Source organism: Streptomyces sp. NPDC001093 (genome assembly GCF_040298985.1).
GTDB lineage: Bacteria > Actinomycetota > Actinomycetes > Streptomycetales > Streptomycetaceae > Streptomyces.
The window spans coordinates 1-14,197 of sequence record NZ_JBEPBF010000100.1 but is presented as its reverse complement, the minus strand read 5'-3'; the positions used below and the strand labels follow the sequence as shown (position 1 = coordinate 14,197).

Annotated in this window: 19 protein-coding genes; 9 read left to right on the top strand and 10 right to left on the bottom strand. The window is 70.2% G+C overall.

Going from position 1 to position 14,197, the window contains the following annotated elements:
• The 3 genes from ABT288_RS35535 to ABT288_RS35525 all read right to left on the bottom strand — a co-directional run.
• Nucleotides 1–515, bottom strand: a 515-nt coding sequence (locus ABT288_RS35535) for a TetR/AcrR family transcriptional regulator (RefSeq protein WP_351616893.1), incomplete at its 3' end; no start/stop codon positions are given.
• Nucleotides 516–541: 26 nt separating this feature from the next.
• The gene (locus ABT288_RS35530) at nt 542–1,552 is read right to left on the bottom strand and encodes an aldo/keto reductase (RefSeq protein WP_351616891.1); all 1,011 of its coding nucleotides are present in this window, start codon (nt 1,550–1,552) and stop codon (nt 542–544) included.
• Between the two features lie 138 nt (nt 1,553–1,690).
• Nucleotides 1,691–2,257, bottom strand: coding sequence for a TetR/AcrR family transcriptional regulator (locus ABT288_RS35525; protein ID WP_351616889.1), 567 nt, complete (start codon nt 2,255–2,257; stop codon nt 1,691–1,693).
• A gap of 87 nt (nt 2,258–2,344) precedes the next feature.
• Between ABT288_RS35525 and ABT288_RS35520 the strand changes: the two genes are divergently transcribed.
• On the top strand, nt 2,345–2,764 hold the full coding sequence (locus ABT288_RS35520) for a nuclear transport factor 2 family protein (protein ID WP_351616886.1): 420 nt from the start codon (nt 2,345–2,347) through the stop codon (nt 2,762–2,764).
• 90 nt (nt 2,765–2,854) lie between these two features.
• On the opposite strand, the gene ABT288_RS35515 is transcribed toward ABT288_RS35520, so the two are convergent.
• Nucleotides 2,855–4,237 carry a glycine--tRNA ligase gene (locus ABT288_RS35515; RefSeq protein WP_351616884.1) on the bottom strand — a complete coding sequence of 461 codons (1,383 nt, stop codon included), beginning with the start codon at nt 4,235–4,237 and terminating at the stop codon, nt 2,855–2,857.
• 196 nt (nt 4,238–4,433) lie between these two features.
• On the opposite strand from ABT288_RS35515, the gene ABT288_RS35510 reads away from it, so the two are divergent.
• The 4 genes from ABT288_RS35510 to ABT288_RS35495 all read left to right on the top strand — a co-directional run bounded on the left by ABT288_RS35510 (nt 4,434) and on the right by ABT288_RS35495 (nt 7,557).
• Nucleotides 4,434–5,393 carry a metal ABC transporter substrate-binding protein gene (locus ABT288_RS35510; RefSeq protein ID WP_351616881.1) on the top strand — a complete coding sequence of 320 codons (960 nt, stop codon included), beginning with the start codon at nt 4,434–4,436 and terminating at the stop codon, nt 5,391–5,393.
• 11 nt (nt 5,394–5,404) lie between these two features.
• Entirely contained in the window at nt 5,405–6,175 is a 771-nt protein-coding gene (locus ABT288_RS35505) for a metal ABC transporter ATP-binding protein (RefSeq protein WP_351616878.1), read from the top strand.
• Entirely contained in the window at nt 6,175–7,077 is a 903-nt protein-coding gene (locus ABT288_RS35500; protein ID WP_351616875.1) for a metal ABC transporter permease, read from the top strand. Before ABT288_RS35505 ends, ABT288_RS35500 begins: the two co-directional genes overlap by 1 nt.
• Nucleotides 7,078–7,140: 63 nt before the next feature.
• Nucleotides 7,141–7,557: a Fur family transcriptional regulator gene (locus ABT288_RS35495; RefSeq protein WP_351616873.1), complete on the top strand. Its 417-nt coding sequence runs from the start codon at nt 7,141–7,143 to the stop codon at nt 7,555–7,557.
• Nucleotides 7,558–7,562: 5 nt separating this feature from the next.
• On the opposite strand, the gene ABT288_RS35490 is transcribed toward ABT288_RS35495, so the two are convergent.
• The 5 genes from ABT288_RS35490 to ABT288_RS35470 all read right to left on the bottom strand — a co-directional run bounded on the left by ABT288_RS35490 (nt 7,563) and on the right by ABT288_RS35470 (nt 11,408).
• A complete protein-coding gene (locus ABT288_RS35490; RefSeq protein ID WP_351616870.1) occupies nt 7,563–8,096 on the bottom strand; it encodes a YcxB family protein in 534 nt (177 codons plus the stop codon).
• Nucleotides 8,097–8,132: 36 nt separating this feature from the next.
• Entirely contained in the window at nt 8,133–9,464 is a 1,332-nt protein-coding gene (locus ABT288_RS35485) for a histidine-type phosphatase (protein ID WP_351616867.1), read from the bottom strand.
• A gap of 40 nt (nt 9,465–9,504) precedes the next feature.
• Entirely contained in the window at nt 9,505–10,356 is an 852-nt protein-coding gene (locus ABT288_RS35480) for an isoprenyl transferase (RefSeq protein ID WP_351616864.1), read from the bottom strand.
• Between the two features lie 17 nt (nt 10,357–10,373).
• Nucleotides 10,374–11,123 (bottom strand): DNA repair protein RecO, encoded by a 750-nt coding sequence (recO, locus tag ABT288_RS35475; protein ID WP_351616861.1) that lies wholly within the window; start codon nt 11,121–11,123, stop codon nt 10,374–10,376.
• A 69-nt stretch (nt 11,124–11,192) separates the two neighbouring features.
• The gene (locus ABT288_RS35470; RefSeq protein ID WP_069783868.1) at nt 11,193–11,408 is read right to left on the bottom strand and encodes a hypothetical protein; all 216 of its coding nucleotides are present in this window, start codon (nt 11,406–11,408) and stop codon (nt 11,193–11,195) included.
• A gap of 121 nt (nt 11,409–11,529) precedes the next feature.
• On the opposite strand from ABT288_RS35470, the gene ABT288_RS35465 reads away from it, so the two are divergent.
• Nucleotides 11,530–12,363, top strand: coding sequence for a helix-turn-helix domain-containing protein (locus ABT288_RS35465; RefSeq protein WP_351616857.1), 834 nt, complete (start codon nt 11,530–11,532; stop codon nt 12,361–12,363).
• On the top strand, nt 12,345–12,551 hold the full coding sequence (locus ABT288_RS35460) for a DUF397 domain-containing protein (RefSeq protein WP_351616855.1): 207 nt from the start codon (nt 12,345–12,347) through the stop codon (nt 12,549–12,551). The genes ABT288_RS35465 and ABT288_RS35460 overlap by 19 nt, the downstream gene beginning before the upstream one ends.
• Here ABT288_RS35460 and ABT288_RS35455 read toward each other — a convergent pair.
• Complete coding sequence (locus tag ABT288_RS35455; RefSeq protein ID WP_069781003.1) at nt 12,548–12,754, bottom strand: hypothetical protein; 207 nt, start codon at nt 12,752–12,754, stop codon at nt 12,548–12,550. The genes ABT288_RS35460 and ABT288_RS35455 overlap by 4 nt on opposite strands.
• A gap of 177 nt (nt 12,755–12,931) precedes the next feature.
• Here ABT288_RS35455 and ABT288_RS35450 point away from each other — a divergent pair, with 177 nt between their 5' ends.
• Nucleotides 12,932–13,957, top strand: coding sequence for a DUF2599 domain-containing protein (locus ABT288_RS35450; protein WP_351616851.1), 1,026 nt, complete (start codon nt 12,932–12,934; stop codon nt 13,955–13,957).
• Nucleotides 13,958–13,998: 41 nt separating this feature from the next.
• Nucleotides 13,999–14,197, top strand: a 199-nt coding sequence (locus ABT288_RS35445) for a hypothetical protein (RefSeq protein ID WP_502972907.1), incomplete at its 3' end; no start/stop codon positions are given.

Sequence of the window (14,197 nt, the reverse complement as noted above, 5' to 3'; positions counted from 1 at the left end):
GCGGGGGCGCTGCTGGGGTCGTTCATCGGGCGGGGGGCCGGTATGTGGGCTGGGGCCGGGGCGGCGGGGTGGGTCCCCCCACCGGCCCCCCCCCCGGCCCCGTCCGCGATGATCCGGGTCAGCTGTGCGGTCAGGTCGGCGAGGTGCTCGCCGACCGCCGTGCCGCTCTCGCCGGTCAGCACCGTGTAGGTGGCGAAGAGTTCGGGGTCGTCGCCCGCCTTGTGCCGCTTGGCCTCGAACAGCGCCGCGAGCCAGGCCCGCAGCCGCTCCTCGGGAGTGGCGTCCATGGTGACGATGACGGCCAGTTTCTCCGACGTCCGGTCCAGCCAGCGCTTGGTGACGGCCTCGCGCAGTGCCGCCTTGGTGCGGAAGTGCCGGTAGACGCTGCCGTGGCTGACGCCGAGCGCGCGGGCCACGTCGACCACGGTGGCCTTGGCCGGGCCGTGGCGGCGCAGCACCTCCTCGGTCGCTTCGAGGATGCGCTCGGCGGTCAGGGTCTCGGTGGGCGGTGCCATGCCCTAGACCGTACCCGGCGCCACGGTCAGCGCTCGCTGTCGAGGTGTGCCATCTGCGCGGTCGGGTAGCGGTCGCCGGCCGCCGCGTCCGCCGGCACGGCCTCCTCGATCGCCGCCAGGTCGGCCGCCTCCAGGGTGACGTCCAGCGCGCCCAGCGACTCGCCCAGCCGCGCGCGGGTGCGGGCGCCGACCAGCGGCACGATGTCCTCGCCGCGGGAGAGCACCCAGGCGATGGCGATCTGCGCGACCGTGACGCCCTTCTGCTCGGCGATCTTGCGCAGCGCCTCGACCAGGTTCAGGTTGTGCTGGAGGTTCTCGCCCTGGAAGCGGGGCGAGTGGGCGCGGAAGTCGTTCGCGGCCAGCTGCCGGTCGCGGGAGAAGTGGCCGGAGATCAGGCCGCGGGAGAGCACGCCGTACGCCGTGATGCCGATGCCCAGTTCGCGGGTGGTGGGCAGGATGTCCCGCTCGATGCCCCGGCTGATCAGCGAGTACTCGATCTGCAGGTCGGCGATCGGGGCGGTGGCGGCGGCCCGGCGGACGGTCTCGGCGCCGACCTCGCTCAGGCCGACGTGCCGGACGTACCCCTTCTCGATCAGTTCGGCGATGGCGCCGACGGTCTCCTCGATCGGCACGGCCGGGTCGAGGCGGGCGATCCGGTAGACGTCGATGTGGTCGACGCCGAGGCGCTGCAGGGAGTACGCGGCGAAGTTCTTCACGGCGGCGGGGCGGCCGTCGTAGCCGCTCCAGTTGCCGTCCGGGTCGCGCAGGGCGCCGAACTTCACGCTGGTCAGCGCCTGCTCGCGGAGGGCGGCCGGGGCGGTGCGCAGGGCCTCGCCGATCAGCATCTCGTTGTGCCCCATGGCGTAGAAGTCGCCGGTGTCCAGCAGGGTGACGCCCGCTTCCAGGGCGGCGTGGACGGTCGCGACGGACTCCGCGCGGTCGGCGTCGCCGTAGAGCGCGGACATGCCCATGCAGCCGAGGCCGAGAGCGGAGGTCTGGGGGCCGGTGGTTCCGAGGGTTCGGGTTCGCATCGTCATGGCCCCACTGTTGCATGACAGCTGACAGATTTCAATATCTGTCACTCCAACTTTGTCATTCGAGAGATGGTATTGTCATGCTCACGACATCAGCTGGTCATCAAGAAGTACGCCGACAACGGCCGCGACACCGGCCGTTCAGCCCGCAGGTTCCGCCAGCGCCTTGATCGCCGGTCGGAGCAGGGCGGCGACACGGTCGACGGGAGCGTCACGCAGCGGGGCCAGGCCGAGGAGCTGGTGGCCGATCGTGACGCCCAGCAAGGTGGTGACGAGCAGTGCGGCGCGCAGCTCGCGGTCCTCCGCCCCGGGCAGCGCGCCGCCGACGCCGTCGATCTGCCGGCCCAGGGTCTCGCGGGCGTGCTCGGCGGCGGCCGGGTCGGTGAGCATGGAGCGCAGCATCGCCAGCGCGCCCTCGGGAAGACCGCCGAGTTTGAGGCCGAGCGTGGCCATCAGCTGATCGACGAGCGCGTCGGCGTCGGTGGCCGCCGGCAGCGCGGGGACCGTCTGCACGGCCCGGGTGAACAGCTCGCGCTTCGAGCCGAAGTACTGCATGACCAGCGCCGGGTCGACGCCCGCCGCGGTCGCCACGGCGCGGATCGTGGTGCGGTCGAACCCCTTCTCGGCGAACAGCTCCCGGGCGCGGTCGAGGATGCGCGCCTCGGTGGCCCGGCGGCGGTCGGCGCGGGTCTGGTGGGGTGCGGACACGAGTTCACTCTACAGCCGTTGACCGAACGGGCGGCGGGCCCCTACCGTGATTGACTCAACAGCTGTTGAGCGAATGGAGTGATTCCCGTGCCGGACCTTCGGCCACGCGCCGCCCGCACGCCCCGCGAGGTGCTGGCCCGCTACTACCAGGCCATGCTCGACAAGTCCGCGGACGATCTCGCCGACCTGTACGCCGTGGACGCGGTGCACGAGTTCCCGTTCACTTCCCCCGGCTTCCCCCCGCGCTTCGAGGGGCGCGAGGCGGTGCGGGCGGGGTACCGGGCGGCGTGGGGCGCCGGCCCGGCGCGGGTGGAGAAGATAGAGAGGATCGCGGCCTACGAGACCGCCGATCCGGGCGTGCTCATCGCCGAGCACGTGGTGCTGGGAGCGGTCGGCGGCACCTCCTTCAGCGTCCCCGGCCTTCTGGTCCTCCACGTCCGGGACGGACTGCTCACGCGGGTCCGCGACTACATGGACGGTGCAGCTGTGGCGGGGGCCAGGGCGTGAAGGCGGGGGGCCTGAACACCAAAAGGCCCACCCACCCGGCCGATGGTCTCGGGCGGGTGGGTGGGCGGAACGGCTGAAGCGCCGCGGGCCTCAGCAGCCGAGGAGACGCTGGGCCAGGTACCCCTCGATCTGGTCCAGCGACACACGCTCCTGCTTCATCGAGTCGCGCTCACGCACCGTAACCGCGTTGTCCTCGAGCGTGTCGAAGTCGACGGTCACGCAGTACGGCGTACCGATCTCGTCCTGGCGCCGGTAACGGCGGCCGATGGCGCCGGCGTCGTCGAACTCGATGTTCCAGTGCCGGCGCAGCGCCTGGGCGAGACCCTTGGCCTTGGGCGACAGCTCGGGGTTGCGGGACAGCGGCAGAACCGCCACCTTCACCGGGGCGAGGCGGTGGTCGAGGCGGAGCACGGTCCGCTTCTCCATCTTGCCCTTGGCGTTCGGCGCCTCGTCCTCGACATAGGCGTCGAGCAGGAAGGCCAGCATGGTCCGGCCGACACCCGCCGCGGGCTCGATGACGTACGGCGTCCAGCGCTCGCCGGCCTCCTGGTCGAAGTACGACAGGTCCTGACCCGAGGCCTTCGAGTGCGCACCCAGGTCGTAGTCCGTCCGGTTGGCGACGCCCTCCAGCTCGCCCCACTCGCTGCCGCCGAACTGGAAGCGGTACTCGATGTCGGCGGTGCGCTTGGAGTAGTGGGAGAGCTTCTCCTTCGGGTGCTCGTACCAGCGCATGTTCTCAGTGCGCAGGCCCAGGCCGGTGTACCAGTTCCAGCGCTGCTCCATCCAGTACTCGTGCCACGTCTCGTCCTCGCCCGGCTTGACGAAGAACTCCATCTCCATCTGCTCGAACTCGCGGGTGCGGAAGATGAAGTTGCCCGGCGTGATCTCGTTGCGGAACGACTTGCCCATCTGGGCGATGCCGAACGGCGGCTTGCGGCGCGAGGTGGTCTGCACCTGGGCGAAGTTGGTGAAGATGCCCTGGGCGGTCTCGGGACGGAGGTACGCGACCGAGCCGCTGTCCTGGGTCGGGCCGAGGTGCGTCGACAGCAGGCCGGAGAACTGCTTGGGCTCGGTGAACTGGCCCTTGTTGCCGCAGTTCGGGCAGTTGATGTCGGCCAGGCCGTTCGCCGGGGCGTGGCCCTTCTTCTCCTCGTACGCCTCTTCCAGGTGGTCGGCGCGGAACCGCTTGTGACACGCGGTGCACTCGGTCAGCGGATCCGTGAAGGTGGCGACGTGACCGGAGGCGACCCAGACCTCGGAGGCCAGGATGACGGACGAGTCGATACCGACGACGTCCTCGCGCGACGTCACCATGTAGCGCCACCACTGGCGCTTGATGTTCTCCTTGAGCTCGACACCCAGCGGTCCGTAGTCCCAGGCGGCACGCTGTCCGCCGTAGATCTCACTGCACGGGAAAACGAAGCCACGGCGCTTGCTCAGGCTGACGATGGTGTCGATCTTGTCGGCGGCCACGGTGCTCTCTTCATTACGACGACGGGCGTTGAAGCGAGATGCTTCCAGCGAATGATTCAGGTTACCGGCGCAGGCTCCCCCCGGACCAAATCGGCCCCCCTCCCCAAGCCCTCTCCAAGCCCTCCCCGCGGGCTCCCACCGGGCCCTTACCCGCGTTTATTGACAACGGTTTCCATATTTGTTGAAAATGACTGTCATGAACGTACGACGACGCCTCATACCCGCCGCCGCGATCACCGCAGTGACCGCCCTCGGCCTCGGCACCCTCACGGCCTGCTCCGGCGACAGGGCGGAGGCGGCGAACACCGGCAGGTTCGACGTCGTCGCGTCCTTCTACCCCATGGCGTTCCTCGCCGACCGGATCGGCGGGGACCACGTCCACGTCACCAGTCTCACCTCCCCCGGCCAGGAGCCGCACGACCTGGAGATCAGCCCCAAGCAGATCGCCTCGCTCCAGGACTCCGACGCGGTCCTGTACCTGAAGAACCTCCAGCCCTCCGTCGACGACGCGGTGGCCCAGTCCCCGGTCGGGACGAAGATCGACGCGGCCTCCCTGACCACGCTGGAGGAGCACGGCAACGAGGTCGGCGGCCACGCCGCCGCGCACGACACCCACCAGGGCGAGGAGGCCGGTGCCAAGGACCCGCACATCTGGCTCGACCCGGTGCGCTACGCCCAGGTCGCCGAGGGCGTCGGCAAGGCCTTCGAGAAGGCCGACCCCAAGCACGCCGCCGACTACCGGAAGAACACCACGGCCCTGGTCAAGCAGCTGACCGACCTGGACCGGCAGTTCAGGACCGGCCTCGCGCACACGAGGACCAAGGTCTTCATCACCACGCACGCCGCCTTCGGCTACCTCGCCGAGCGCTACGGCCTGACCGAGGAGGCCATCAACGGCCTGGACCCCGAGTCCGAGCCCAGCGCCGCACGAGTGAAGGACCTGGAGACGATGGCCAGGGCCGACGGCGTCTCCACCGTCTTCTACGAGACGCTCGTCAGCGACAGGACGGCGAAGACCATCGCGCGCGACGCGGGCCTGAAGACCGACGTGCTGGACCCGATCGAGGGCATCACCGCCAAGTCCCGCGGCAAGGACTACTTCTCCGTCCAGGAGGCCAACCTCAAGGCGCTCCAGCAGGCCCTCGGCTCGAAGTGAGGCGACACGAGATGACCAGCGAACCCGTCATATCCCTGCGCGGGGTCAGCGCCGAACTCGGCGCCCGCCCCGTGCTCCGGGGCATCGACCTCACGGTCCGCCGCGGCGAGGTCGTCGCGCTGCTCGGCGCCAACGGCTCCGGCAAGTCCACGGCGATCCGCACGATCATCGGCCAGGTCCCGGTCAGCGGCGGCGCGGTCGAGCTGTTCGGCACCCCGCGCCGCGACTTCCGCGACTGGGCGCGCGTGGGCTACGTACCGCAGCGGACGACGGCCGCGGGCGGCGTACCCGCGACGGTGACCGAGATCGTGTCGTCCGGGCGCCTGTCCCGCACCCGCTTCGGCGTCTTCCGCCGGACCGACCGGGAAGCCGTGCACCGGGCCCTGGAGCTGGTCGGGATGGCCGACCGCGCCAAGGACTCGGTGAACGCCCTCTCCGGCGGTCAGCACCAGCGCGTCCTGATCGCCCGCGCCCTCGTCGCCGAGCCCGAACTGCTGATCATGGACGAGCCGATGGCCGGCGTCGACCTGGCCAGCCAGGAGGTGCTCGCCCGCACGCTGAAGCAACAGGTCGACTCCGGTACGACGGTCCTGCTCGTCCTGCACGAACTGGGCCCCCTGGAGCCCCTGATCGACCGTGCGGTCGTACTCAGGGACGGCTGCGTCCTCCATGACGGCCCGCCCCCTCAGGCCGTGGGCCAGCACGCGCTGCCCGGCCACGACCACGTACACCCGCACGCACCGGCGGGTTCCGAATCTCCGCGGACGGGGCTGCTGAGCTGATGGACTTCCTGAACTACGACTTCATGCAGCGGGCGCTGCTCGCCGCCGTCCTGGTCGGCATCACCGCGCCCGCGATCGGCATCTACCTGGTCCAGCGCCGCCAGGCCCTGCTGGGCGACGGCATCGGCCATGTGGCCATGACCGGCGTCGGCCTCGGCTTCCTCCTCTCCACCTCCCCCGTGTGGACGGCGACGGCCGTCTCGGTCCTCGGCGCGGTCGTGATGGAGCTGATCCGCTGGTACGGCCGCACACGCGGTGACATCGCCCTCGCGATGCTCTTCTACGGCGGTATGGCCGGCGGTGTGATGCTGATCAACCTCGCGCCGACGGGCTCCAACGCGAACCTGACGACGTACCTGTTCGGCTCGCTGTCGACGGTCTCGCAGTCGGACGTCGTGTCGATCTGTCTGCTGGCCGCGTTCGTCGTGCTGGTCACCCTCGGCCTGCGCCGCCAGCTGTTCGCGGTGAGCCAGGACGAGGAGTTCGCGAGGGTCACGGGCCTGCCGGTGCGCGCGCTCAACCTCCTCACGGCGGTCACGGCGGCGGTCACGGTCACGGTCGCCATGCGCGTCGTCGGCCTGCTGCTGGTGTCCGCGCTGATGGTGGTGCCGGTGGCGGCGGCACAGCAGCTCAGCCGCAGCTTCACCGCCACGTTCGTGATCGCCGTCGCGATCGGGGTGGCCGTGACCGTCAGCGGCACGATCACCTCCTACTACCAGGACGTGCCGCCCGGCGCGACGATCGTCCTGCTGACCATCGCCGCGTTCGTCGCGCTGACGGTCCTGGCCACGCCGCTGGCCCGCCGACGCGCCCGCGCGGCGGCCGCCGCACAGCCCGCCGGGGATCCGGCGGAGTGCACCATTCCGGCCACGAGAGAGGCCGGCGAGGAGATCATCGTCTGACCGCTGACAGCCCGGGCTGGCACAATGGCCGCCCGGGCAGAAGCGAGACGTGAGGAGACAACGGTGACGACCGCTGGACCGCCCGTGAAGGGCCGCGCGACCCGACAGCGGGCAGCCGTGGCGGCGGCCCTGAACGAGGTCGACGAGTTCCGCAGCGCGCAGGACCTGCACGACATGCTCAAGCACAAGGGCGACTCGGTCGGTCTGACCACGGTCTATCGCACCCTCCAGTCCCTCGCCGACGCCGGCGAGGTCGACGTCCTGCGCACGTCCGACGGCGAGTCCGTCTACCGCCGCTGCTCGACCGGCGAACACCACCACCACCTGGTCTGCCGCGCCTGCGGCAAGGCGGTGGAGGTGGAGGGACCGGCCGTGGAGAAGTGGGCCGAGGCCATCGCCGCGGAACATGGTTACGTCAACGTGGCGCACACGGTCGAAATCTTCGGTACATGTTCTGACTGCGCGGCTCAGGACGTCTGAGTTTCCTAGGCGCGCCGCAGGTTGCGGTCGAGGGTCGCCCGCAACCTGTCCACATCGGCGGGACCGGCGAGGCCGCGCTTGGGCAGCACGGTGAGGCATGCCGCGTTCCTGTCGTCGCTGAACAGCACGAACACCTCCTTGTCCTCCCGGTAGCGCGGCCGCGCCGCCCAGTTGACCGTCGCGGAGGCGTTCTGGGTGGTCATGGTGAGCCCTGCCTCGGTCACCGTCACATGGTGCGCGCCGCTGCGCTCCGCGAGACGGAAGAGCTGGCGGGCCTGCAACCAGGGCGACAGCAGGAGCAGGGCCCCGAAGGCGGGGAACCAGATCATCAGGAACAGCGGTACATGCCCCTGGGTCAGCCCGGCCGCGATGCCCACAGCGCCGCAGACGAGTGCCGCCACGGCCAGCCGGCGCTGCCTGCGTCCCGCCTTGCTGACCCGCCGGCGCTCCCGCAGGGCTGCCCTGTAGTCGTCCACGGCCGGCTGGTAGGCCAGCTCGACCACGCCCTGTCCGGCGTCCCGCCCCATGTCCATGACCATGAGGCGGAATCGTACAGCCGCTCGCCGTACGGGCGATCAACCGCGCCCGAAGCAGCGCTCCAGCTCGTCGAAGTCGTAGAAGGCGCTGCCCTCCGCGATCGGGCTGCACCCCGCCTTGAACGGCGTCTCCCGCTCGTCGTAGAGCATGCGGACGAGGTAACGGCCGTCCTTCTCGTACACGTCCCACTGGATGTTCGCGCCCAGAGGCGCCACCGACGCGCCCCGCCAGGGGTTGTCGGCGTAGGTGTACGGCTTCCCGGGCGTCGCCGGCTCCGTGCTGCCCGGCAGGCCCATCAGCGCGGCGAGCGGGATGATCTCCTCGGCGTGGGTGAAGCGCAGTTCGGCGCCGAGGCCGCTGGTGCCGGCGCGCTTGGCCTCGACCTGCCGGAAGAAGTCGTCCAGGAGGACTCCGGCCATCGCGTAGGTGATGTCGCTGTCGGAGAACCCGGGACCCTTCTCGTAGAAGTCCTCGGCGTCGGAGAGGTAGCCGAACCAGGACGCATCCGCGCGCGGGATGTAGCGGTCCATGCCCCAGCCCCTGCCCCCGGGGTCGGGGCTCTCCTCGGTCATGGCCGGTGCGATGGCGTACAGGTTGTAGATCGCCCGCGCGGCGCCCACCTGGTCGGTGATCCCGTCGACGAACGGTTCCGTGAAGATCCCGCGCAGCACACCGCGCGCGGCCTCCCGCGTCCTGGGCTGGTCGGTGATCGCGTTCAGCGTGTCCTTGAGGCGCTGGTCGTTCGCGAGGTAGTCGCGGTACGCGGCACCGCCCGCCGCCTTGTGGAAGTACAGCAGGTCCTTGTCGGTGCGGGTGGGACCGATCAGCGGCTTCAGCGCGGGGTCGGCGGCGGCGAGGGCGCCGGTGTACTCGCCCGCGCTGTGCACGGCCCGCCCCTGCCCGGAGCTGACCACGTCGATCTTCTCGCCCTCCTCGGCGATCTTCGTGAACAGCGTGGGCAGCCGCTGCTCCGTCCGCGTCGCCGTGTCCCGCATCTCCTGCCGGCCGCGCCCGCTGAGGTTGCCGTACCCGACCTTGTCCATGGCGGCCATGAGCGCCCGCACCGTCGGCCCGAACTCCTCACCTCTGCCGGTGAGTCGGCCCTCCGCCTGCGCCTTGTCCCACAGCCCGAGGACCAGGTCGCCGTCCTCGCTGCCGGTCGCCGCACGGGAGCCGTGCCGGGAGACGTTCTCGGTGAAGACGGCGGTGTATCCGGCCGGGGGCTCCTCGTAGGTGCGCGGGTCCTGCCCGGGCTCGTACGGCGCCTTGGTGCCGTAACTCTCGCGGTGCGGGGGGCCGTCGGCGGCGTGCGCGGGTAACGCGGTGAGCAGCAGGGCGCCGAGGGCGAGGACAGGCGTGAGACGTCTCATGAACCCCGCATCCTCGGCGACCGGTGTGAACCGCCGGTGGCTACGAGATGGACTCGTCGCCCTTCATCGCGGCCTCCATGGCGAGGAGTTCCTCGTTCGGGACGGCGCCGCCGAACCGCCGGTCGCGGGAGGCGAATTCGACGCAGGCCCGCCACAGGTCACGGCGGTCGAAGTCGGGCCACAGCACGTCCTGGAAGACCATCTCTGCGTAAGCGCTCTGCCAGAGCAGGTAGTTGGAGGTGCGCTGCTCCCCGCTGGGCCGCAGGAAGAGGTCCACGTCCGGCATGTCGGGGTAGTACAGGTACTTCTGGATGGTCTTCTCGCTGACCTTCGCCGGGTCCAGCCGCCCCGCCGCGACGTCCTCGGCCAGCGCCTTCGCCGCGTCGGCGAGCTCGGCCCGCCCGCCGTAGTTCATGCAGAAGTACAGGGTGAGCAGGTCGTTGCCCTTGGTCTGCTCCTGGGCGACCTGCAGCTCCTTGGCGACCGACTTCCACAGCCTGGGCATGCGGCCCACCCAGCGCACCCGGATGCCGAGCGCGTCGAGCTGGTCCCGCGTCTTGCGGATGAAGTCGCGGTTGAAGTTCATCAGGAAGCGGACCTCGTCGGGGGACCGCTTCCAGTTCTCGGTGGAGAAGGCGTAGAGCGAGATGTTGCGCACACCGATCTCGATCGAGCCCTGGAGCACGTCCAGCACCCGCTCGGCCCCGACCTTGTGCCCCTCGGTCCTGGGCAGCCCGCGCTCCTTGGCCCACCGCCCGTTGCCGTCCATGACGATGGCCACGTGGTTCGGGACCAGCTCGCCGGGGAGCTTGGGCGCGCGGGCGCCGGACGGGTGCGGCTCCGGCGCCTGGTACTCGCGCCGCTGGCGCCCCAGGATCCCGCGTACGACCATGTGCTTCTCGTCTCCCTCTACGTCTTTTCCACATACCTGAGCGAACGCAGCCCGCGCTCCAGATGCCAGTGCAGGTAGGCGGACACCAGCCCGCTGCCCTCCCGGACGTGCCGCGCCTCGCACGCGTCCGCCGTCTCCCAGTCTCCCGTAAGCAGCGCCCCGAGGAGTACCAGGGTCTGCGGCGACGGTACGACACTGCCGGACACCCGGCAGTCGGCGCAGACGGAACCACCGGAGGCCACGGAGAAGAACCGGTTCGGACCGGGCATCCCGCACTTCGCGCAGTCGCTGAAACTCGGGGCATACCCGTTGACGGCGAGGGAGCGGAGCAGGAAGGCGTCGAGGACGAGGTGGGGCGCGTGCTCGCCCCGGGCGAGGGTCCGCAGGGCACCGACGAGCAGCAGATACTGCTGCACCGCCGGCTCCCCCTCGTGGTCGGTGAACCGCTCGGCGGTCTCCAGCATGGCCGTCCCGGCGGTGTACCGCGCGTAGTCGGTGACGATCCCGCCACCGTACGGCGCGATGGTCTCACTCTGCGTGCACAGCGGCAGCCCCCGCCCGACCAGTTCGCTCCCGCGCGCGAAGAACTGCACGTCGACGTGGGAGAAGGGCTCCAGCCGGGCCCCGAACTTCGACTTGGTCCGCCGCACGCCCCGGGCCACGGCCCGTACCCGCCCGTGACCGCGCGTGAGCAGCGTGATGATCCGGTCCGCCTCGCCCAGCTTCTGGGTGCGCAGCACGATGCCGTCGTCGCGGAACAGACTCATGGCCCCATTCTCGCGCAAGCTCTCCGGTGCCCGGACCCTCGGATACCGGAAATCGTCCGGCGGGCGCCCCTAGGGCACCTCGCCACGGCTGCGGGCGTTGGCGTACGCGGTGGCCGCGCTGAGCCGCTCGGCGGGGGTGGCCGGCCGTACGGCCGCCGGGTCCACGTCCCACTCCCGCCCCCCGCCATAGGGTCTCAGCTGCACATACGGCCCCACATGCCCCATCACTACTCCGATCCGTCCGGTACGGGTGTCCACTGCATGGCTGCCGACGGGTGGCTTCACGGCCAACTCGCTGCCCCTTCCTGCCGGGTTTCACTCTTCGCACATCCAGAGTGACTCTCCGCGTCTAGACTCGGCAGGGGTCTGCGCCCTACAAGTGCGATGCAGGTCAAGGGGGTTGGCCATGGCCAACGGTTCGCGCCAGGCAGCGTGGGAGTTCTTCGGAGCCGAGCTGAAACGGCGCCGGGAGGACAGGGGACTCACCCAGGCCGACCTGGGCACCCGCGTCTTCGTCTCCGGCGGATACATCGGCCAGTTCGAGCAGGCGATCCGCAAGCCCCAGCTGGACGTGGCCCGGCGCATCGACGAAGCCCTGCAAACCGACGGCTTTTTCGAACGGCTCTGGCGAAAGCTCATCAAGGAGCAGCCGTATACCGAGTACTTCGCGCACGTCGCCGAGCTTGAGCGGCTGGCGACCGAGATCTGCGAGTACGCGCCGGCGGTGATCCCGGGGCTCCTTCAGACGCGAGAGTACGCGCAGGCGGTGTTTCGGGCGAGCAATCCGTTCGCGACCCACGAGTACATCGAGGAGCTGGTCAGGGGACGCATGGACCGCACGAGCCTCCTCGACGACGCTACACGGCCGCTGTATTGGGGCGTCCTCCACGAGACGGCCCTGCGCATCCCGGTCGGCGACGCGTCCGTCATGGCGCACCAACTGGACCACATCGCGACGCTGACGCGGCACCACAAGGTGATCGTGCAGGCACTGCCCTTCTCCGCGGGCGCACACCCGGAGATGGGCAAGCTGATGAAGCTCATGGAGTTCGAGGACGCGCCGCCAACCACCTATACAGAAGGCGTGCGTTCGGGGAGCCTGCTGGACGAACCGGCGGTGGTGAAGCAGACCCGGGCGTCCTACGATCACATCAGGGCCGCCGCGCTGTCGCCGGAGGCATCCCTGGCCCTGATCGAGTCGGTGGCGGAGGACTACAGACGATGCGCGAGTTCGACCTGAGCAACGCCCGCTGGCGCAAGAGCAGCTACAGCGGAGGCAGCGGCGGGGAGGACTGCATCGAGGTCGCCGACGGAGCCCCCGGGCTCGTGCCCGTCCGGGACAGCAAGGTGCCCGCTGGTGATGTGCTGGTGGTCGGGGCGGACGCCTGGGGGGAGTTCATCGGCGCCGTGACGGCCGCGCGTCTCTAGGGCAGCCAGGACGTCAGGGGGTCGTGGCACTTGGAGACGTCGGGCTGCTCGGCGCACTGCTGGTAGGCGCGTTCGGCAGGGAGCCGGGACAGGCCGAGCATGGCGAGCGGCAGCGCGGCGACGGCCGTCACCACCACCACGAGGGCGATCTTCACACCCTTGCGCACCGCACCCCTGGCCTTGGCGTCAACCGTCTCACCCATGCCCCCAGAGTAGGGCAGGGCGGGCCAAAAAATGTCCTGCTGATTCTCCCTTTTTGACCAGGTGTCACTCCAGGACTTCCCTCTGTGTCATGATCTGTCCGACGTGAAGACCATGTGAAATTCACACACGTTTCCTTCACGTCTTCGGCACGCTCATCGAGTTCAAGGGGGGAACGCATGCGCGTGAAGACCCTGTCCAGACCAGTCGCTGTCGCCGTGGCGCTGGTGATGTACGCGGGGGGCACGGCTCTGGCCGACGGCACTCCCACCGACCCGCCGGCCGCCGCGGACACGATCGCCCAGCAGGTCAACAACGTCGCACCGCCGGCCGACGTCGTCCCGCCGGCCGAGGGCAAGGACGGCGGCACGCTCACGGCGAGCGGCAGCGACATCAAGGTGACCGCACCGGCGGACAACTCCGGCGCCGTCCAGGTCGCCCCGGCCGACTCACCCGGGGACACCATCGGCATCGGCCTGCCGGGCAGCGGGAGCGGTGACGCGGCGGTCGCCTCCGACGGGACGATCACCTACCAGAACGCCGCGCCCGCCACCGATCTGGCGGTGCAGCCGCTGGACCAGAGCGTCCGCCTGGAGACCGTCGTCCGGGACGGCACCGCGCCGACCCGCTACACCTACCCCGTGAGCCTTCCCGCCGGTGCGACCATGGCGGTGCAGGACGACGGAAGCGTGCTGATATCCGGCACCGACGGCACCTCGCTCGGCGCGTTCGCCGCCCCCTGGGCCAAGGACGCGAACGGCAAGGACATCCCGACCCGGTACGAGGTCCAGGGCGACTCGCTCGTCCAGGTGATCGACCACACCACCACCGCCGACATCGCCTACCCGGTCGTCGCCGACCCGTGGCTGTGGCGCGACCTGATCCACAGCGCCTCCTGGACGTACCACTCCGGCTACGGGTGGACCCTGAAGGTCCAGCCCACCGACTGGCAGCGGTTCTGGAACGGGTACGCTCCGGCGCAGGCCGGCTGGAACGAGCTGTACGCCAAGTACCGGAACCACGGCCTGGACACCAACCTGGGCTCGATGAAGAACCAGTACATCTGTCACGTGCTGATCGTCTCCTGGTACTCGCCGAACAAGGCCACGTGGGACCTCGACGAGTGGCGCCCCGACGTCGGCCTGACCGACACCATCAACCACAAGTGCAACCCGGGCCCGGGAGGCTTCCCCGGGGAGTGGTGAGCCCCGGCAGCACCTGAACGACTCAGGAAAGGCAGTGCGGCATGGCAGCGCCGTTCGCTCCGCTGACGGCGGCGGACCGGGACATCCTGCGGTGGCTCGCCGCGCATCGCGGCGCCGGCTGGACCGCCCTGGCCGAAGGGCTGATGGACCTCGGCCTGAACGTGGTCCTGCTCGCTCTGCTGCTGCTGGCCGCACTGCTCGCCGCGCTGGTGGTACGCCGCCTGCGGCCGCTCGTCGCGG